Here is a 21,451-nt window from a genome sequence, read left to right on the forward strand (position 1 = left end):
TTATTGGAAGAAAAAAACATAAACTATTAAACATACATCACGAGGTAAATAAACGTGATAAGTAAATTTAGTTTACAATTCTATACCTTCCTTTTAATCATTAATAATTATTCTATGTTATAACAATATTGATATAATGTTTTAAAGTGAACCTTCATTATTTGTCTTGCCTTCTGAGTTTCTTGGTTTTTAATAGCCTCATATATTGCTTTATGTTCTTGAATTGCGACTACCGATAATTCGTCTCCGCAAACATGATACTTTTTAAAATTGGTAATAATCTCTGGTGTTATTTTTAACATAAACCCATTAAGTGTACTATTACCACAAGTATTGGCTATTGCCAAATGAAATAACAGATCTTCTTGAACTGCGTTTTCACCATTTAAAACTTTCTCTTCAAAAGCATCTAAAGCAGCTTTTATATTAACTAAATCTTCATCAGTTCGTCTTAACGAAGCTAATTTTACAATTTTTAATTCTAAAAGAATTCGAGTTTCTACTAACGATTTAAAATCCGGATCTTCTAAACCTAGAATGTAATCAATCATACCATTCATAGCGGTTACGCCTATATCTGCAACGAAAGTTCCGCTTTGAGGAATTGATTTTAATATCCCGTAAAATTCCAGTTTATTAATCGCTTCTCTTACTGCACTTCTGCTAACCTCTAATTTCTCAGACAACATACGTTCTGAAGGCAATTTATCTCCAGGCTCTAAGTTTTTTAAATTAATTAGCTCAGTAATTTGAACTATAATTTTATTATGAATCTCTTCGTTATCGTTTTTAGATAGAACTCCTACTTTCATTTATTTCATAAATTGGTTTACCAGATTAGAAGTCGCAAATTACAAAAAAATAAAAAAAATTTGCTGCACTACATTCCCATATAAACGTTAATAAAACACTAATAATTATAATTGTCGTTAATGTTTAACTTCTAATTCGTAATATTTTACTTTTGCGTAAGAACCTTCGTCCCTAGACTGAAAGTAGTTTCCTGCTTTAAAGTAATTTTCAAAAATGCCCCATCTTCTCATGTTAACATCTTCATAAACGGCATATTCATTTTTATTTAGAATAACTACCATTTTTCCTTCTGAAATTTTTACTTCTAAAATAAATTTGCTAAATCCTACTTCTTGCTTAAATGTAAATCCATCATCGTCATCCCAAGCATGTTTATCTAACAACTCTTCATCTGTAGCACTTATATTTTTAAGTTTTTTTGTCTTAACACGTACTTTTCCATTTTGCCAATAAATTTTTAAAATGGGTGGTGCATTATTATCTTTCTGACCAATTAAATCGCGTTGCTCATCTGTTAACCGACCATGAATTTGCATGATAATGGCTTTATGATATTTACCATCAGAATCTTTCGAGATATCTTCCATGGCTAATTTTCCTTTCATATATGCACCATCTGCAAACGTCCAGTTCTTATCATTATCTCCTGGCACCATTTGTTCTCTTAATTCACATCTGGTGTATTTAGTATTTGCAGTTGTTGCATTACTTGGAAACGAATAAAAAACTAAAGCTCCGTTAACAGAATCGTTATACATGTAAGGTATTAACCTATCGTCTGTAGCATAATTCAAAATTTCTGGTGGCTCAACATTCATAGCGCCTCCCTTCTTGTTAAGTTCTGGTGTTGTAACACTCCAATGACTTAAATCAATCTTGGGTAATTTATACTTTTTCTTCTTCTTTTTCTTTTTGTCTTTTTTTTCAACCTTAGAAGAAGAATCTGTAGCGCTACTTGCCTTTTCTTGACAAGTAGCGTTAACAGATAGAAAAACGATTACCAATAATGCTAATATTTCTTTACTGAAGTTTTTCATATTTAATTAATTTATTCTACTGGATAAACCTTAACGTTATCTATAAATAATTCGTCATTAGTAATGGCATACATTAATATAGATATTTCTCCAGTTGCATTAGAAGAGAATACTTTCATAGCTGATGTAAAGTTACCTTTACCTGATGCTGTAGCGCCTTCTAAAGTAAGTATAGGTGTACTTGCTGCTGCATCTGCTGCATCTTCATAAGCACCATCTAAAATACTAATAACAGCACGATCACCTCCTTCGATATCGTCTTTATCTGTTTTAATTGCATACTCATATTCTAAAATATAGTTAGTATTTGGAGATACAATTAATGTTTGGTAACCATATCTTGTATCACTACTTAATGAAGGTCCTGCAGATGTAGAACTTGTATATTTAGCTCCTGCTGTTTTGCTTAATCCTGAATCTGATCCATCATATAGAAGAGAAGATCCGTCTGAACTAGCATTAAATGCATTTTTTGAACATCCTGTACATTCTGAAGGTTTCCATCCACTTGTTCCGTCTTCAAAATCTCCATTGATAACATCTGGATAGATTGATGGCGGAACTTCTGGCTCTACAACTTCAATATCCATAGAAAATGAATTTGTTAATCCATTATTATCTGAAGCTGTTAAAGTAACCGTATAAGTTCCTTCTACAGGATACGTATTTTCACCATCTACAGTGGTTCCTGTGTTACCATCTCCATAATCCCATACATATTCTGTAGAACTAGAAGATGTATTAGCAAAATTGTAAGTTAAATAATCTGAAGAAGATTCTGTTTCTGTAAAGCCTGCAGTAGGAGGCGTTAAATCTTCTTGAGAATTTGCATCTGGTAAGTCAAATTCTAAAGCATCAATTGAAGGGTCGCATGCTGTAAGTGAAAGACCAACTGCAAGAGTAAAAACTCCTAGTCCGATTCCAAATACGTATTTTTTTAAATTAATCATTGTTTTCATGTTTTAAATAGTTAATTAATTTATTTTAATTAGTAACCTGGGTTTTGTTCCATAACACCGTTACTTAGATTTATTTCATTTTGCGGAATTGGCAATAATAAATCTGTAGAAGTAAACGTGAAACCATTTGCTGTAGCGAATGCAGAAAGCTTAGATTGTGCTTCATTAAAACGAAGTAAATCAAATAATCTCTGATTTTCGAACGCTAACTCTACACGTCTTTCTAGTAATAGAGCATCTTTAGAAAGGCTAGAAGGACGATCTGTAACAGCATCGAATCCTGCTCTTTCACGAACTTCCATATAAGAGTTTATAGCGCTAGAACTAGATGTACTTGATGATCCTGCTAAAATAGCTTCAGAATGCATTAATAACACATCTGCATAACGTAACACGATCCAATCGTTACCTGCTAATTGAGGTAAGCCTGTAAATGTTTGTCCGTCGCTTCCTCCTGTTTCACCGTCAGGAAAATATTTACCTACTTGGTATCTAATTGTTCCTCCAAATAATGTAAGAGGATCTTCTCTGTAAGATACTTCTGTTCTATTTCCTCCATTTGCATCAATAGCTGCTTTAGCATCTGTAGTTGCATAGTTAACACCACTTGTATTACCAACAGCATTCATCCAATCTGCAGAAAATATCTGACTGTTATCTTGAATACCACTATTATATCCTATAGCAAAAATAACTTCATCATTTAATTCTGTATAGAAAACATCATAAAAATCACTTAATAATTTGTATTCTCCGCTGTTTATAATTTCCTCACATAAAAGTTGTGCTTTTGTATATTCTGGAGTTTCTAAACTTAAATATACTTTTGCTAACAAGGCTTTTGCGGCATCTTTAGAAGCTCTAGTTTTATAACCATGATCTTCTATTCCATCTATAGCGGTTAGTAAATCTGAAACTATTAGGTCGTAAATAACACTTGTATCTACTCTTGTAAATTGAGCTTCAGTATCTGCAGGATCTAAAATATGATCTACATAAGGTAAATCTCCAAATAAACGTACTAAATTAAAATAAGAGTATGCTCTTAAAAACTTAGCTTCACCTTCAATAGCAGCTTTAGTAGCTTCATCTTCTACAACATCTATATGTTCTAATATAACATTAGATCTATAGATTACTTCAAAAGAACTTGTATAGTAGTTTAAAATAAAGTTGTTTGTAGGAAGTACATCAAAACTTTCCATTTGTCCTGCATCTGATGCATCTTCAGAATCTGGACTTTTAGTACTTGTATTATCTGTACGCATTTCTGTTAAGTAATACTCCCACTGTACACCGTGATTGTCTTTCTTATCATTACTATTAACTCCTTTAATACCAGCGTAAGCTCCAATTAAAGCTGTTTCTAACTCATCTGCTGTAGTATAATAATTATCTGTAGTAATAGAAGAACTTGGTGTTGGCTCTAAAAAGTCGCTACAAGAAATGAAGGTATTCCCCATTAATATTAAAGCGATATATTTAAAATATTTCATAATATTATTTATTAAATCGTTAAAAAAATTATTAAAAATCTAAATTTAAACCTAAAGATATCGTTCTATATATTGGAGAACCTCCTCTTTGGTAACCTGCTTGAGTAGGACTTGTTTTATCAAGTGCTTCAGGATTCCATCCTGTATAATCATCTGCAGTTTTGTAAATTAGATTCTGACCCGTAGCATAAACTCTTAATCCTGAAAGTTTAAGTTTATCTAAAGTATCACTTGGAAAGTTATACCCAATATTTACGTTTCTTAAAGCGATGTAAGACGCATCTTGCACAATACTATTTGTAAAATATTTATCTGCTAAGAATTCTTGATTTGGAGTATTTTCTAATACCGTTCTGTTATTACTATGACTAAACATGTAGTAATCTCCAATATTTCTTACTTCTGCTCCATGAGAACCTTGGAACATGAAAGAGAAATCGAAATCTCCATAACTAAATTCGTTAGTAAAACTCCAAATTAATTCTGGATAAGGATTTCCCAATTCTGTTTTATCTTCTTCATCTAAAACACCATCACCATTTAAATCTTTAACATATACTAAACCTGATTGTGCTCCTACATGTCTGTAAGGTCTATCTCTGTATTCTATCTCGACTTCTTTATCTACAACATAACCATAGAACTGAGAAATTGGTTGCCCTTCTAAGTTAATCCATTCTGCTGGTCTACTTGGATCTAAACTTGTAATTTGTCCATCAGAATCTGCAAAATCTACTAATGTATTTTTGTTAGTTGTTGCTATAATTGTAGAGCTCCATCTAAATTTCTCTGTAGAAATGTTTTTTGTTCTTAATTCGAATTCCCAACCTTCATTTCTTACTTCACCAAGATTAACTAAGGCAGAATCAAATCCTGTTGTTACAGAAACTGGATTATCTAGTAATAATTGATCACTTGTTCTTCTATACCAATCTATAGAACCTGTAATTCTGTTGTTTAATAATCCGAAGTCAATACCAGGATTAATTTCAACTAAACGTTCCCATTTTAATTGTGGATTAGCAATATTTACAGGAGAAAATCCTGCAGTTACTGTTCCATCTACAGTATAACTATTTCCTGATGCTCCTAATAAAGATAAGTAAGGATAATAATCTACTAAGATATTACCTGTACTTAAATTTGAAGTACTTCCATTTGCATCTGGATCTACTGCACCAGTATTTAAACGGTCGTTACCTGTAACACCATAACTAACTCTAAATTTCAAGCTATTAATAACATCGCTTTCAGACATAAAATCTTCTTTAGCAATATTCCATCCTACAGATGCTGCTGGGAAGTTACCATATTTATAATCAGATCCGAAGATTGAACTACCATCACGTCTCATACTTAAAGACGCTAAATATTTATTATCGTAAGCATATGTAAGTCTAGACACGTAAGAAATACCACGTTTTTGCCACTCAAAACCGTCAAACTCAGAAATTGCAGTTGCATTTGTAATTTGCATTACAACATCGTTAGCATATCCTGTTCCTTTAAAACCTGAGTAGAAATAATTTCTACTTTCAACAGACATACCTGCAGTAACACCTAAATCGTGTTTTCCGAAAGATTTGTTATAGTTAAAGAAGTTATCAAAAATTAAGTAATTATCTTTTTGAGAAATCTCTTGCATGTAAGCGTCTGTAACACTTTCTCTAGCTTGAGTTCCCATATAATCTGTTCTTTTAGTATCGTTATAAGATCCTGATAAAGATGTTTTAAAATTAAGACCTTCTATAACTTCATATTGTGCATAAAAACTTCCATATAATTGAAACTTTTTATCTGTTCTATTACGCTCTACAATTCTTGCATAAGGGTTTGCGTTATTACTGTTACCTATATTAGTAAGAATGTCATCAATTTCACCATCATCATCTAAATCGAATATAGTAAAGTGATCTTGTCTTGCGTAATCTCCAACTTGAATATCTTTATAAGCTCCATTAGGATCTACATGTAGAATAGATTGTTCATCTTGATAAATAGGCAACCATGGTTGGTGTCTAGCTACGTTATGTATGTTTTCAGAAAATCTTCTTCTATTAGTGTAAGATGGACTAAAACTTGCTCCAATTTTAATCTTATCGTTTAATTCACTATCTACTTTTAATCTTGTACCAATTTTTTTGTAATTATCTACTAGCATTACACCTTCATCTTCTGAATAGTTCATACTGACAGTAAATTTAGTTTTTTCGTTACCTCCTCTAATAGATAAAGAGTGATTACTAATAGTACCAGCTTCAAAAAACACATCTTGCCAAGAACGGTCTGTTCCAATTTGCAATTGAGCTTTAGTATATTCAGATATTACACCGTTTTCTTTCATTTGCATATCTGCCCAACCTTGTGTAGTAAATCCGTAAGCATCACTTTTTCTAGCAGTTTTCATACCTGTAAATGTGCTGTAGTTAACTCTTGTTTTTCCTGCAACACCAGATTTCATACTAATCATGATAATACCATTAGATCCTTTAGAACCATAAATAGAAGAAGATGCTGCATCTTTTAAAATCTCAAAAGATTCTACATCATTCATATTTAAAGATCCTAAGAAACTTGAATCTACAATAACACCATCTACAACAATTAATGGAGTAGAATCTCCTGCCATAGAACCAACACCTCTAATAGTAATGGTTGGCGCTGCACCAGCTTCACCATCTGTAGATTGAATATTTACACCAGATACTTGACCTACCAATGCATCATCTACCCTAGATACTGCAATTTGATCAAGATCATCATTTACTACTTTAGAAATAGCTCCTGTTAGGTTTGATTTTTTTTGAGTACCATAACCAATCACAACGACCTCATCTAATTCACTTAAATCTTCTTGTAATATTACGTTTAAAGTTTTCTCATCACCAACGGTTATTAGCTTAGTAACAAAACCTATGTAAGAGAAATGTAAAACTTCTCCTTTCTCTACTTCTAAAGAAAAATTTCCATCAAAATCTGTTGACGCACCTCTTGTTGTTCCTGCTACCAGAACATTAGCGCCAGGTATTGGAGCGCCTTGAGCGTCTGAAACGACACCTGTAACCACATCCTCCTGTGCAAACGCAACTGCGTTTAGCAACAGAAATACATACAATACTAATTGTTTTTTCAAATTCATTTGTTGTTGTTTTAATAATAAATAATAGTTTAGCTTTGATTAGTATGTTTTCTTAAAACCATATCCATTTTATTCAAAAAAAATAGCCTTTATCATTAATTAGTTAAACAAAGCATAGAATATTTAATTTTCCTTTTGCCATGTTTTACACGCTTAATTAGGCGAAACAAACACTTCTCTTTTTCTTTAAAGCATTTGTAAAAAAAAGAAACACCTTTCTTTTTCTAATTTTTTTATTTTAAAATGAATAAGAACTAACCAATTTTTTATTTGTTTGGTAAACCAGATTGGTTACCCAGTTTGGTAATCCAAATATATATTAATTATTTGTTAAAAAAAAATCATTCCGCAAAAAAAAGCGCCTTTTAATGTTAAATATTAAAAAGCGCTTTTATTAAAAGCGTATTTATCAATTATAGACAAATACTGTATTTTATATAAGAAATATTATTTCCTAAAATCTCCCTGAATTAGACCGAAAACATCAAGACATTTTCTTGTTTCAAAACTCATATAAATAGCTCTAATATTATAATCACTATCTATTTTTATTTCTAAACCACTGACCAACTGTTTCTAATTTTATTTCGAATACTATTAAAATTTATTTATTTGATCCGAATCTTTCTATAATTTCAATTTTTATTGTTTTGAAAAAGAATAAACTCCTGTCCAGCTATACGTTTTATCGCCTACTGTTAAAGTATGTTTTTCTGTTTTAGAGTCGTTTGAGTTTGCCATAATAAATACAAAAGCATCTCCATTTTCCATGTTAATTTCAACTGCAGAATAATCTACAGAGCTTTTTAACACTGTTAATTTTTTAACACTTGAAAATGCATTTTTCGCCAATTCACTTACTGTACTATAAGTACCATGAGTTTCTATTACGGAAGCAAATAATGCATTATCTGTATTTTTTCTTACCATAAATACAGGATCTGGTCTTAAGTTATATTCAGGATCATGTGCTCCAATACGTCCAAAAATTAATTTATCATCGTCTGAAGTCGTCGTTGTTATTGTATAAAACACACTGTCGTGTCTCCATGTTAAAGAAGCATCGCCTTTAGCAGAAGATCCTTGTCCTTCTTTCCATAAATGCTGGTAACCAAAAGCCTTACCTAAAGGACTTAACGTTTCGTATTTTTTATAATCAAAATTTGTTGAAATAATCTGACCAAAATAATAGAAAGGTAAATCGAATTGGTGCTTCGCTTCAGAGTTTACTTGCATTAAATCTAAAACAACAGGTTGTTCAAAATCTTCATGATTTAACATTACCATTGTACGTTGTAATAACGTGCCTGGATATGCATTCTTTTCTTTAGCACTTACAATTTGAATATCTGGATTTTCTACATCAAAAACATACATGTCTGAGTGATGCTTACTTCCTGTTTCGTAATCTCCGTTAAACTGAGATGTTTCGTCTTGAATAATAGTGTTATGTGCAATAGTTTGTTTTGCCCATGTTTTATTTTCCTTTAAATAACCACCACCATTTTTTTGTTCAATGTTTACAAAACGAGCTAAACCATAATCTTGTAACATTTCATGTCCTTCATGGAATAATGAGAAAGATAATTTATCGTAATGTCCATGGCTTAAACCTTGTGCAGCATTCTTCATTACTAAAGTATACGTATCGTTTTTTGTAGAGCGTAAAATTCCTATAGCACCTTCGTCGCCTTTAGAGCCATCTCTTAATAATTTAGATTTTTTCACGAATGGTTTTTCTTTTCCATCACGAACAGCTACTGCTACAGCTAAACCTGTTTGATCTAATTGTACACGGCCTTGTTCTTTAGCGATAGACAATAAGCTTGCGTCTTTAGAACCGTAATAATATGCAATATCTACAGCAGAGACTAAAGACTCTGTAAAGTAAGACATTCCTTTTTGCGAATCATTCAAAGCAAAAAACTCACCATCTTTATCTGTTAAATTCAATAAAGCATCTACACCTTTTAATAACACACCATCTTTATATTCGAATGGTTTAGTTTCAGGTTTTACATTATGTAAAGCTTCTGCAAAAATCATGAAAGGATACATCGCGTAACGTTGGTAATATGCACCTTCTGTATAATAACCATCTGGAGAGAAAGGCTGTTCTAAATTTGCTAAGAACCCTGCTTTTTGGCCTTTAACAAAAATATCGCCACCGTCGTTATCTTTACCAGCGTCTAATTTTAAATCTTTAATTCCGTAAAGCGCTCTATCTATTAACTTATCATCATCCATTACTAAAGCAATCATACCAACTGCGACATTACCCCAAGTACTGTGGTTATGAATTCTGTTGAAAAATTGAGGTGTATCTATAGATAAGAAATCTGCCATAGGTCTAAACAATTTCTTCTCTAAGTGTTTTACTTCTTTTTTAGATAAGTAATCGTAAATACAATCGTAAGCCTGAGCTGTATATACTAACCAGTTAGAATCGTTTAAACATTGCCAGAATAATTTACCTCTAGCATAAGAACGTTCTTGCGGGTGTCTTGGCAACCCAGGATATAATTCTGCATATGCCATTAACATATCTCGTACATAAATAGCATACGTTTCGTCTCCTAAAATTTGATACAAAACACCTGCTTCTTGCATTGTAATGTAATTTAATTTATGACGTTCGTGAGTATAACCTCCGGCCATATCTTTAGGCACAGGAACTTCTATTCCTATTTTTATCTGAGCATCTACTTTAGCTTTAACTTGCGCCAAAGTTGCATCAAACAAAGGTATATTACCCAATTGCGATTTTATATCTTTAACCCCTTGCTTAGTTAAGATTAAATTCGGATGTTCCTGAGAAAATCCGCTCTGCGCCATAAGCACACAACAAATTAAAACGATTCTTTTTAAATACAACATACTCTCTTAATTTACTTTATGATTCCTAAATCCTTACCATCTGCACTCTCCCTTTTAAAGATGAGTTATTAGCCAAAACAAAAGCAGTATTAGTTGCTAATTTAAAATGGACAGACATACTATTTTTAACTGTGTTTTCTTGATTTTTAGATACACTTGTTATACCAACTTTATTTAAAGTATTGGTTACGATATGTACCATAGATTTTCCTGCTATTCTAAAGTTTGAATAGTTTTCAGGAATTACGCGTGTCTTATCTTCTCCAATACGTGTAGCAATATGGTTTGCTAAGTTGTAATCTTTAAAAACAAGTTCGGTGTTTTTCCAAACGCCTGTAACCAATATAATAACATTGCTAAGCTGTGCATTTATTACAGCAGTATTATAAGTCTGTACAGTAAGCACTGTATTTTGCGACTTAGATTTAGCACTCCATAAAGTAAATAACACACCTCCTACTATAAAGAAAAGTAGACATGTATTTATAAATATCCTTTTAGAGTGATATTGCATAGTTATTTGTTTGTTTATGTGGGATTGTAAAATTGGTTTACCACACTGGTTTACCAAAAATAGGAATTTTTTTATGATTACAAAAGTTAAAAGGAATATATTAATGAATTTGACAAAAAAAGGAATTAAAAACTGTACAATATTAAACATACAGTAAGATAAGGCTACTTTTTCATTTTTACCACCTACTCCAGAACAGGAACTAAAACACTGCTATATAGTCTTTTATATTTTGAAAGAAAATCTAATTTAAATCAATTAAAAACGAAGCGTATTAAAATATAAAATGTTTAAAATATTGTCTTAATAAATCTCCCAAAAGGACAAAGTACTCGTAATTAATTTAAGGTTTTAGTTTCTATAATTTTTGTTCTTGGTAATTCTCTAATGTCAATAGAATAAATATCTGAAACAGGCTCTATGGCATAGTTGTAAGTTGTATTCCCCCCAACTAAAAACAGTTTATTTTCAGCATAAAAAAGTGAAGCATTATATAAATCTAGATCGGTTTTATAAGCATTTAAAACCTTAGTTAAGGTATTATAAGTTAACAACCTATCATCATTAAATATATAAATAATATTATCGTGCTGCGTTAATGCAGGATTATCAATACCTTTAAACAACTCGCCTTCGTTATGCCAAATTCCTTGTTCTAAATCGTAATATTCTATGGTTTTTAAAGCCATCTCATTAAATCCGCCAATAAGATAAATCTTCTTATTTACAAGTACACCTTTTACCTCTTTAGGCTGAGTCATGTTTGCTAATTCGTACCAATATCCAGACGTTATATTATAAATGTATGATTTATCGCTATATGTTTTTTCGTTAGTCCTGCTTCGCTCTGTAGAACCGCCCATTACAACAAGGTTATCTTGATAAGAAACTGCTGCAAAATTTATGGCTTGATGCGGATACGTCTGATCTAACTTTAGTTGGTTAGTCCCCAAATCAAGAACTTCAATATTATTTTCTAAATATTCTTTTTTCTGATTTTTAGACAGTGTTTTCCCTCCTAAAACATAAACCGTATCGTTTACAGTAACTGCTTCGTGATAAGCTCGTTTTTTAAACTCTAAATCTGAAACGTAAACAGAATCTTTAATAACATCGTACACCTGTAATTTATCGCTATAGTTTTCCCAAGTCATGTTTAATTTCAACATTTTTAAAAACTCAGAAAAATCTAGTGCAGTTTCCATAGCGCGTTTTTCGTTTCCGTCTATAATCGTTCTATCTCCTCCAAAAACATAAATCTTATTATGAACTAAAACAGAAGCAAAATACGCGACACCAAAATCTAAATCTGCTACCTTATTATATTTTAATTCCGGATGTAATTCCAAATCAGACATTACAATAACCTCATCTAAGACTTCTTCTTTTTTAACTAAAAACAATATACAATTCCGTGATTTTACATCTTCTACACTATATTCTAAAGTGGTATATCCTAACATTGAGAACAAAATAACATCGCTAGAACGACTCTCTTTATTTAGTTCTAACTCGAACATACCGCTGGCATCAGACACTGTTCCATTATTTTTATTGCCTTCAAAATAAATATTTACATCTTCTAAAGGTGTATTGGTTTCCCTATCTAAAATTTTACCTGTTATGTTTTGAGCTGTTACTGTAAAAGCTAAAAAAAAAAGAATAAAAGTAAATCTCATTTGAATTGAAGTTTTAATTTTTCGGAAATACATCTATAGCCATTTTACAATTAGTGATGTTTTAAAGGTAGTATATTATAATAAAATTTAAAGTCCTTTATATATTACCAAATAAAAATATAATCTATTCATTAAAAACTGTTATACAGAAAAGAGACAAAACACCAAGACAACCAACTACTTACTTTTAATTACACACTGTTCTAAATAGATATAAAAACGAGTCTCTAATTAAATAAAATTGACACGTAGAAATACATGAGAATTGTCATTTTATGAAATTATAACAATTTGTAATTTTATAAAACTTAAATTGTGACATCTAAAAACATAATCTATATGAAAAACGTATTATTTATTGCATTAGCACTTCTTATTTTTAGCTGTGGAGATAAAGCTGAAAAAAAGAAATTTGAATACAGCGCACCTAAAGCGACAACACCCGTAGAAACCACTACAAAAACGGAAGCAGCTATTGCATATGAAACTTTAGTAGATTTAGAAAACAAAGGTATTGGCCCTATAAAATCTGTTGAAATAGGAGATACTGTAGATATGGATTTAGCTAAAAAAGGAGAAACTTTTTTTAATACAACTTGTGTGGCTTGCCATAAAACCGACAAAAAATTTATTGGTCCTGCTTTAGGCGATGTTACCACTAAAAGAAGTCCTGAATGGATTATGAATATGGTTATGAATACAGCAGAAATGACAAAAAAAGATCCTCTAGCTAAAGGCATTTACGAAGAGTATAACAAAGCTGTAATGATAACTGCTCCTGTAAGCGAGGACAACGCCAGAGCCATTGTAGAATACTTAAGAAGCTTAGAAAAATAGAAAATATTGCATAAATTATTATCGTTAACTAAAACAGGTTTAGTCTTAAAAAAGATTAAGCCTGTTTTAATTTAATAACTCCTGTTCTGTAGTAACTCTAAAACAACGCTCTTCTCCCAAATACAAAGGATCTCCGTGTTTCTCCGACCAGAAACCATCTAAAAGATTTGCTGTTAAAGCACGATACACAACAACACCTTTAAATTTTTCATTGTTTTCTCCTAAATAATAAAAATTAATTACTAGAATATTATCTTTAAAAAAACCTGTTCCAAATTGTTCTTGTTCGTTATTAATAAGCCATTTAGCGCCTACTCTATAGTCTTTATCTAACCACAATTTAAGCGTTCCTCTATATTCATGTCCTCCGTCTTCCTGGTTTGTTCCGCTAACAGAAAATGTCCCCACTAAATCTTCAACTGTCATGTTTATATTTTTTACGCCTTTAAAGATACAATGCGTACTCATCTTTACAAATTAAAAACAGTACTTACATAGAGCATAGATTTACTAAAACACCATTAATTATAATTTAGCAAACACATTACGCTTACCAATATTAACATTAACAACCTGATTTTAAATGAAAATAACATATTTAGCGACCATTCTTATGTGGTTTTTTCACTATTTTGCACCCCTATTAAAATTCATAAAATGAGCGATAAAGCAACGATTTATGACATTGCTAAAAAATTAAATATTTCTGCAGCCACTGTATCGAGAGCTTTAAACGATCATCCAAAAACGAGCGCTAAAACAAAAAAACGTGTTCAGGAAATAGCTTTAGAACTAGGTTACGAACAAAACAGATTAGCGTTAGCCTTAAAAAGCGGGAGAAGTAATAACATTGGCGTTATTGTACCTAGAATAGATATTAATTTTTTTGGATCTATTATTCGTGGTATAGAAGATGAATTATACCCGAAAGGATACCATATTATTATTTGCCAAACGCATGATAATGAAGAGAAAGAAATTCAAAATATTAATGCGCTTTTAAATGCTCAAGTAGATGGTATTATAACATCTATTACAAAAAACACTCAAGATGTATCTGTATTCGAGAGGATATTAAACAAAAATACTCCCTTAATTTTTGTAGATAGAAAGCTAGACTTAAAAGGCGCTAGCTCTGTTACTTTAGACGATTTTAAAGGTGCATATTTAGCAACACAACATTTAATAGAGCAAGGTTGCACACGCATTGTACATCTTACCGTATTAAATTACCAAGCTGTAGATATTTACAAAAAGCGATTGAAAGGCTACAAACAAGCCTTAGAAGACAATAATATTTCTTTTGATGAAGCTCTGGTTTTAGAAACTAAAAACGATTTAAGTGGCGGAAAAAGAGCGGCTCAAAATATTTTTAAATTGAAGACCAGACCAGATGGCATCTTTTCATCGAGTGACTTTATGTTATTAGGTGCAATTAAGGAACTTAAAGCAAATGCTGTAGCTATCCCTCAAGATATTGCTGTGGTTGGATTTAGTAACGAACCATTTACAAAATTTATGGAAAACCCAATTTCCTCTGTAGATCAATGTCCACTAAAAATGGGAAAACTTGCTGCAAAGGTATTCCTAGATCAAATTAATAATCCGGAGTTATTAAAGGTTGAAAAAAACGTAATTCTTGCTCCTAAATTAAAAATTCGAGATTCTTCTACAAGATAGACTCTGCAAAAAGACTAATCTCCCAATAGCACAATTAATATAGGAATTTTAGATTCGCCTATAAGCTGACTAGAAGTGCTTCCTATAATGGCTTTGTAAAAGAATCCATGTTTTTCTCGCCCGGAAATTATTAAATCGGCATTTAGGCGTTCTGCTTCTTTTAATATTGTTGAAATTGTTACGCCCTCTACTAACAAGCCTTCGGTTTCTACATGACGTTCATTCATTTCAAAAGCATATTCACGTAGCTTAGCATGTTCGTCCTTTAATTCTTTAGCTCTAGAATTACGAACTTCTATCGGACCAGCATCATAACCTACAAAATCTGGATCTGGAGCAGCAATGTGCATAATCCATAATTTAGAATGAAAAGCAGATGCTAACTCGTATGCTTGTTTAAGTAAAATTCTTTCTTTACCATTAAAATCTATAGTAACTAAAATATTTTTCATAATTAATACTTTAAAATAAACAGCAAATGTTTTAGTAACTCTAAGGTACTAAATATTAATCTTACATGCTATTTTAAGACCTTAAGCTGTTATTAATTAATTACTTTTTTTTTACAAGATATTTTTTTTCAGAATACACTTGCCAAGACTGCATTTTACCAATATACATTTTTAAATAATTTTCGGTTAGAAAAATATTAGACCAATCGAAACGGCGAGATTGCACTCCTAAATAGAAAATCCAAACAGACATGCCTGCTGCTGGAATTAATTGTAATTCGTCTTCAGATAATTTTAAAACACTTTGGTAACCTTCTAAAAATTTAGCTTTCTTTAATTCGTAAATAGATTTATCTGCTTCAATATGAAATAACTGTTTACAGAAGTAGCCAACGTCTAGAATACAAGAACCGTTTCCGCAGAAATCGAAATCGAAAACAGTCATTTCTTCACTATTTTTCACGCTCATATTATCGTACCAAATATCTAAATGTATAATTCCAGATCTTACGTTTTTCTTATTTATGTTTAAAAATTGTGCCTTAATAGCTTCAGATTGTGCCTTAATAAATTGCATTTCAGGAAGCGTCTCTTTAAAATAAGCATTGGCATATTCGAAAGGTAAATCTAACAACGTTTCTGTCGTGTACGTCATACGTTCTATAGATTTGCTTGTGGTAACATTATGAAATTTTGCCATTAATTTACCAATAGAAAAACAAGTATCTTCATTCATAAAACGCAGCTTTTCCCCTTCTGCAAACGAAAATAAAACCCCATATCTAAGTCCTTCTGGCGCTTCAATATCTTGAATTAATTTTCCTTCACAATCGGGTATAGAATACGAAATACTAATCGCATTGTCTTTAAGCATGTCTAAAAGACGAAGCTCTTCTTTTATTTGGTTTTTAGTCCGCCATTGGTAACTATACACCCTAAACACATACTTCTTGTTTTTATTGGTTACAAAATAGGTGTGATTCATTCCGGTTCTATACAATGTGCAAGTACTTGCCTCACTAAAACGATATGTTTTAATTAAAAACTGACCTAATGCAGATGCAGAAAGTGTAGATGTAATAACAGGAAATACAGACATAAATTATAGAAAATTAAGTTGAATACGTAACAGTATTCTGAGACAAAAAGCTTATGATAAAAATTATTAGAGAACTAACTAGCAAGACTGCTCCTGGCCCAAGAACAGAGGTTAAATTAAACCTATGCGTTAAAGCATGACCTAACGGCATTAAAATGGTTAAAGCTTTTCCAAATAAAATTAATAAAATAAGAATCGGGAGCACAACAAAGAGCGTTCCTGTAATTACATATCTTAAAATTAACTTATAACTTTTCATAAAAACAGACCTCTTTTTAATGATTTTAAAGGCTGAAGGTAATAAAACCTAATCATTTTAAATAAATGAAAAATTGAAAAACATAAGATAAAAAGAACAAACTTCTAAATTAAGAATGTATACAAGCTACAACTACTATTTAATTTGCTTTTAGAACAATTTCTTTGACTGCTTCAGACAGTTTTTCTGCTCCCAAATGAGATAAATGTGTTTTATCTTTCCAGTATTTTAACTGATTATCATCTTTAAAAAAGTCGGTAAAATCATAATACGTTAATCCTTTAGCGGTTAGTAAGGCCTTAAATTCAGCATTAGCCTTCTTGCAAGGATATTGGTATTTAGGAGATGTAAACAGTATCAATTTCTTGTTATTAGCATCGCAAAACGCTTTTATGTCTGATAGTGTCTGACTATAAGTTGCATTGATATTATAATGGGTTCCGCAAAAAGTATCGAGATCTATAACTTCGTTTCTATGTATAATATTTTCGAATATGTTATGTTGTATTTCACTTACATAAATAGGCTCGTACCCTAAGCGTTCTGTATAATCGTTTTTAGGATCTAAATAGTTTTTTAAAATCCCAAGTACTTTTCCATTATAGCCTAAACTCCAATAAAATTTCTGAAGGTTATTATTTTTATTCAACTTATCTATTCCAATTTTTATATCCTTATTTCTATTGTATTTTGAAGCTAAAGCCATAACATCTTCGCCATCGTACGACTCATTAAACGCATAATTAGAATCTATATGCAATAAAATAGTTTGCTGCTTGTCTTTAGGAAGTAATTGTATTAACACTGCCGAATAGGCAATTTTAACACCATCCATTCCCATATTAAAACTTTTTTTTGAGATGATACGAGGATCTATATTATGATTCGCTCTTGAGCTTCCAAAAACAACAAAATCCACACTATCTTTAACCTTTAAATACTGGTTAAGCTTACCAATACTTTGTCCAGAATATACGTTATCGCTAATGGTATTAAGGGCTAGAAAAACAACTTTATCTACAATAAAGGAAACCACAATAACCAATAGCGTAATCTTGACTAGATATTTTAAATGTTCTTTATTCATATTTAAAATTGGAAATAAATAAAGTTGTTAGAAGAGGAATAAAACAAATTAATTAAGGTAATTATAACCGTGGCAATTACAGCCATTTTAACACCGCTAAAATTTGCACCAAAATCTTCTAAATCTATCTTTTTATTAAACAAATACAAATCAAAAAGCACACCTATAGTTAGAACAAAAACAGAAGAAGCCATAACATTTAAGTCTCCTATATACGGCATAGATAAGTCTAATTGAAAAATCTTTTTAATCGCTAAACCTGCCGATTGTAAATCTTGTGCTCTAAAAAACACCCACGAAAAAAGCACTATTATAAATGTAATTGGATACCCTAAAAATCCAAATCTTTTAAATTTATTTATAATTCCCGTGGTTTTTAAATACTTCTCTAGACTTAATACAGTTCCGTGAATACCTCCCCAAATAATAAAATTCCAAGAACTACCATGCCACAATCCGCCCAATAACATCGTTAACATTAAATTACGATATGTAATTCTTATTCTTTTTCTACTTCCTCCTAACGCTATATATAAGTAATCTCTAAGCCAGTAAGACAAAGACATGTGCCATTTTCTCCAAAATTCTGTAAGTGATTTTGAGAAGTAAGGAATATTAAAATTCTGATAAAATTTAAAACCAAGTAATTTCGCTGTTCCTATAGCAATATCTGAATATCCCGAAAAATCGTAATAGATTTGAAACGCATAGAAAAATGTTGCAATAATTATGGTGGTAGTATTATAAAGGCTCACATCTCCGTATACCAAATCTACGTAAGTCCCAATAGTATCTGCGATAACTATTTTACGAAATAACCCAACCAATATTTGAATAACACCTGCATTAAACCATTCTTTTTTAAAGGCTCTGCGTTTCTCCATTTGCGGCAATAAATTAGAGGCTCTTTCTATAGGGCCAGCAACCAATTGCGGAAAAAATGCGATGTATGTAAAAAAAGAAACCCAGTCTTTAGTAGGCTTAAATTCTTTTCTATAAATATCTATAGAATAACTTAACGTCTGAAACGTATAAAAACTAATTCCTACAGGAAGAATTATATTTAATGTAAGATCGTTAGGTTGCCATCCAAAAGCATGCATTAAATCTGAGAATGATTCTGCAAAAAAATTGTAGTATTTAAACATACAAAGCATTCCCAAATTGGCTACTAAACTTACCATGAGCCAGCGTTTTCTTAAGCGCTGTGTTTGTGCTTTAAATATTTGTAAACCGGCAGTAAAATCTATTAAGGAGCTTACAATAATTAAAGAAAGAAACCTCCAATCCCACCATGCATAAAAAACATAGCTACAGATTAGCAATAATATATTTTGTTTCTTCAGATTGTTATTTAGTAACCAATAGGCCACAAAAACAAGTGGAAAAAAAATTAAAAACTCAAAAGAATTAAATAGCATTCTGAAAAATATTCATTTTAAAACTGTAACATTAAAAACAACTATTGGTAATAACTATTTTCAATATCTCTTTTTTTATCAATATAATTAAACACTAAACTAAAAAAAGAAAACAGACTGCAAATATGCTCGTATCGGTTGAATTTTCAAAATTAAAGAGCAACATTATAGATACAATAATTAGAGCAAAATATAGACCGTTTTTCGCATTTATAATGGATTAAGTTTAATGATTAAAAAAATGAGATATTTAAGAAACACGAATCTGATCTCTTAAAAAGAAACAAAGTATTCACGAAAATATTATATAGAAACACATATATAAAATTACTAAATAACAGTACATTACACAGAAACAGATGTTTATCTAATAATAGTATAAATGCACTGCACTACAAAAAAATATAGTATTTTGATTTTTATTAATTCAAAAAAATAAACTAATGAAATCCTTAAAAAACATATTCCTTTTACTTCTTGTATGTAGTATCTCTGCGACCTTAAATGCACAAAGTAAGAAAGACACAAAAGTGATAAAGGAATCTGAAACAGCAGTAACAACACTTTTAGAAGTTAATCCGGCTTTAAAAAAAAATTTCAACAACTCTGCAGGCTGTGTAATATTTCCTAATGTTGGTAAAGGAGGTTTTATTAATGGAGGTGCTTCGGGAAATGGTGTTTTATACCAATATGGACATAAAAAAAGTATGGCAAGTTTAAAAGAGCTTAGCGTAGGTTTACAAGCTGGAGGACAAGATTTAATTGAAGTTATCTTTTTGAAGCTTTAGAAGATGTTGAAAAATTTAAAGAAGGAAATTTCGAATTCGACGCAGGTGTTTCTGCTGTAGCTTTAAAATCTGGAGAAAGTTTAGATGCGAAATATAAAAATGGAGTTGCTGTGTTTACACACTCTAAAGCAGGATTAATGGATGAAGCCTCTGTTGGAGGTCAAAAATTTAGTTATAAAGCATTCGAATAATTAAGACCTATTCTGTAATAGAAAAAGGTTCGAAATTATAAACTTCGAACCTTTTTTATATTACATTATTTCAAAAACATTAACTTTAAATACGTTCTCTACGCTTAGCTATAATCTTCTGAAAACTAGACGGTGTTAATCCTGTTATTTTTTTAAACTGCCCCGATAAATGTGCAACACTACTGTATTGTAAACGATGCGCAATTTCTGTTAATGTTAAACTGGTATTACTAGACATTAACTCTTTTGCGTAATCTATCTTTTTTAAGATGACAAAATTCTCTATTGAAGAATACGTTACTTCAGAAAACACACCCGACAAATAATTATAAGAATAATTAAGATGAGCTGTAAGCAATGTAGATGTATTATAGTCTTGATCTTCTTGAGAATTATAAATCATGTCTGAAACAAGATCTTTAATACGTTGTACCAGAACATCTTTTTCGTCCTGAATAATTTCAATTCCGTAAAATTCTAAACCAGAAATAAGCGCCTCTTTTTTATCTGCTTGCAAACTAGAAGATAATTCAACCTCTCCAATTCCGTTTAATTTATACGGAATATCTAGCTCATTTAACTGCGCTTCTAACACACGTTTACAAACCACTTGGTAATCGAATTTAACGAATAATTTCATAAAAGCCTTATATAATTAACTTCAGCAAAATACAAATATCTTAACCATAATAATGATTTAAATTTTGAATTTTATTTCTGATAAAATCAATAAGACTAATTCCGTTTTTATCCTTAATCTTTAGACAAGACATTTGCCTTATCTGAATAATTTGCATCTGGGATGCCCTTAAAAAACGCTGCATCGTCTAAATTTGCAGAAGGTCCAAATCCTGTTAAAAACGTTCCTTTAGATGCTGTTGGCGTTTCTAAAACATATAAAATAGACATGTCAGACGGATTACTCATACCTTCATACCGGTGTTCTGCAACCACTTTTACATGGTCTGCGTTAAAGGTTTCTTTAGTGTCTAAGTCTACCAAAAGTCCATCCCGAACCTGATAACTCGCACAATATCCTTTCTCTTGATATTGTTTTATAAAATCACTTTCATGTTTAGCGTATTGGTTTAATTCTGTCATAATTATTCTTTTAATAAATTAA

Annotated in this window: 19 protein-coding genes; 3 read left to right on the forward strand and 16 right to left on the reverse strand. The window is 31.0% G+C overall.

Translation table 11 applies throughout. The annotated features are described in order from the left end of the window. Positions 1-107: 107 nt before the first annotated feature. From GQR95_RS01835 to GQR95_RS01870, 8 genes are all read right to left on the reverse strand, one after another. Positions 108-812 carry a FadR/GntR family transcriptional regulator gene (locus GQR95_RS01835; protein WP_159021533.1) on the reverse strand — a complete coding sequence of 235 codons (705 nt, stop codon included), beginning with the start codon at positions 810-812 and terminating at the stop codon, positions 108-110. Between the two features lie 117 nt (positions 813-929). Further along, positions 930-1,850, reverse strand: a complete 921-nt coding sequence (locus GQR95_RS01840; protein WP_159021534.1) for a polysaccharide lyase family 7 protein — start codon at positions 1,848-1,850, stop codon at positions 930-932. An 11-nt stretch (positions 1,851-1,861) separates the two neighbouring features. After that, entirely contained in the window at positions 1,862-2,800 is a 939-nt protein-coding gene (locus GQR95_RS01845) for a PKD domain-containing protein (protein ID WP_159021535.1), read from the reverse strand. Positions 2,801-2,838: 38 nt separating this feature from the next. Beyond that, positions 2,839-4,305 carry a RagB/SusD family nutrient uptake outer membrane protein gene (locus tag GQR95_RS01850; protein WP_159021536.1) on the reverse strand — a complete coding sequence of 489 codons (1,467 nt, stop codon included), beginning with the start codon at positions 4,303-4,305 and terminating at the stop codon, positions 2,839-2,841. Between the two features lie 31 nt (positions 4,306-4,336). Then, entirely contained in the window at positions 4,337-7,444 is a 3,108-nt protein-coding gene (locus GQR95_RS01855) for a TonB-dependent receptor (RefSeq protein WP_159021537.1), read from the reverse strand. A 642-nt stretch (positions 7,445-8,086) separates the two neighbouring features. Beyond that, on the reverse strand, positions 8,087-10,279 hold the full coding sequence (locus GQR95_RS01860) for an alginate lyase family protein (protein ID WP_233265983.1): 2,193 nt from the start codon (positions 10,277-10,279) through the stop codon (positions 8,087-8,089). Between the two features lie 67 nt (positions 10,280-10,346). Next, positions 10,347-10,835 carry a hypothetical protein gene (locus GQR95_RS01865; RefSeq protein WP_159021539.1) on the reverse strand — a complete coding sequence of 163 codons (489 nt, stop codon included), beginning with the start codon at positions 10,833-10,835 and terminating at the stop codon, positions 10,347-10,349. Positions 10,836-11,173: 338 nt separating this feature from the next. Then, positions 11,174-12,514 (reverse strand): carboxypeptidase-like regulatory domain-containing protein, encoded by a 1,341-nt coding sequence (locus GQR95_RS01870; RefSeq protein WP_159021540.1) that lies wholly within the window; start codon positions 12,512-12,514, stop codon positions 11,174-11,176. 339 nt (positions 12,515-12,853) lie between these two features. Here GQR95_RS01870 and GQR95_RS01875 point away from each other — a divergent pair, with 339 nt between their 5' ends. Beyond that, positions 12,854-13,351, forward strand: coding sequence for a cytochrome c (locus GQR95_RS01875; RefSeq protein WP_159021541.1), 498 nt, complete (start codon positions 12,854-12,856; stop codon positions 13,349-13,351). 66 nt (positions 13,352-13,417) lie between these two features. Here GQR95_RS01875 and GQR95_RS01880 read toward each other — a convergent pair whose 3' ends face one another. Continuing rightward, entirely contained in the window at positions 13,418-13,777 is a 360-nt protein-coding gene (locus tag GQR95_RS01880; RefSeq protein WP_159024207.1) for a hypothetical protein, read from the reverse strand. A 231-nt stretch (positions 13,778-14,008) separates the two neighbouring features. On the opposite strand from GQR95_RS01880, the gene GQR95_RS01885 reads away from it, so the two are divergent. Further along, positions 14,009-15,031, forward strand: coding sequence for a LacI family DNA-binding transcriptional regulator (locus GQR95_RS01885; protein ID WP_159021542.1), 1,023 nt, complete (start codon positions 14,009-14,011; stop codon positions 15,029-15,031). Between the two features lie 14 nt (positions 15,032-15,045). Here the strand turns inward: GQR95_RS01885 and GQR95_RS01890 are convergent, their stop codons facing one another. The 5 genes from GQR95_RS01890 to GQR95_RS01910 all read right to left on the reverse strand — a co-directional run bounded on the left by GQR95_RS01890 (position 15,046) and on the right by GQR95_RS01910 (position 19,349). After that, complete coding sequence (locus GQR95_RS01890) at positions 15,046-15,483, reverse strand: universal stress protein (RefSeq protein WP_159021543.1); 438 nt, start codon at positions 15,481-15,483, stop codon at positions 15,046-15,048. A gap of 100 nt (positions 15,484-15,583) precedes the next feature. Next, the gene (locus tag GQR95_RS01895; protein WP_159021544.1) at positions 15,584-16,582 is read right to left on the reverse strand and encodes a phosphotransferase; all 999 of its coding nucleotides are present in this window, start codon (positions 16,580-16,582) and stop codon (positions 15,584-15,586) included. Between the two features lie 13 nt (positions 16,583-16,595). Next, positions 16,596-16,841, reverse strand: a complete 246-nt coding sequence (locus tag GQR95_RS01900) for a hypothetical protein (RefSeq protein WP_159021545.1) — start codon at positions 16,839-16,841, stop codon at positions 16,596-16,598. Between the two features lie 139 nt (positions 16,842-16,980). Then, complete coding sequence (locus tag GQR95_RS01905; RefSeq protein ID WP_159021546.1) at positions 16,981-17,928, reverse strand: hypothetical protein; 948 nt, start codon at positions 17,926-17,928, stop codon at positions 16,981-16,983. Between the two features lie 2 nt (positions 17,929-17,930). Continuing rightward, positions 17,931-19,349, reverse strand: a complete 1,419-nt coding sequence (locus GQR95_RS01910; protein WP_159021547.1) for an MBOAT family protein — start codon at positions 19,347-19,349, stop codon at positions 17,931-17,933. Between the two features lie 443 nt (positions 19,350-19,792). Here GQR95_RS01910 and GQR95_RS16700 point away from each other — a divergent pair, with 443 nt between their 5' ends. Further along, on the forward strand, positions 19,793-20,137 hold the full coding sequence (locus GQR95_RS16700) for a hypothetical protein (protein WP_233265984.1): 345 nt from the start codon (positions 19,793-19,795) through the stop codon (positions 20,135-20,137). Positions 20,138-20,413: 276 nt separating this feature from the next. Here the strand turns inward: GQR95_RS16700 and GQR95_RS01920 are convergent, their stop codons facing one another. Beyond that, positions 20,414-20,968 carry an AraC family transcriptional regulator gene (locus tag GQR95_RS01920; RefSeq protein WP_159021548.1) on the reverse strand — a complete coding sequence of 185 codons (555 nt, stop codon included), beginning with the start codon at positions 20,966-20,968 and terminating at the stop codon, positions 20,414-20,416. 113 nt (positions 20,969-21,081) lie between these two features. After that, the gene (locus GQR95_RS01925) at positions 21,082-21,429 is read right to left on the reverse strand and encodes a hypothetical protein (protein ID WP_159021549.1); all 348 of its coding nucleotides are present in this window, start codon (positions 21,427-21,429) and stop codon (positions 21,082-21,084) included. Positions 21,430-21,451: the final 22 nt, after the last annotated feature.

This window comes from Formosa sp. L2A11, assembly GCF_009796865.1.
Lineage (GTDB): Bacteria > Bacteroidota > Bacteroidia > Flavobacteriales > Flavobacteriaceae > Formosa.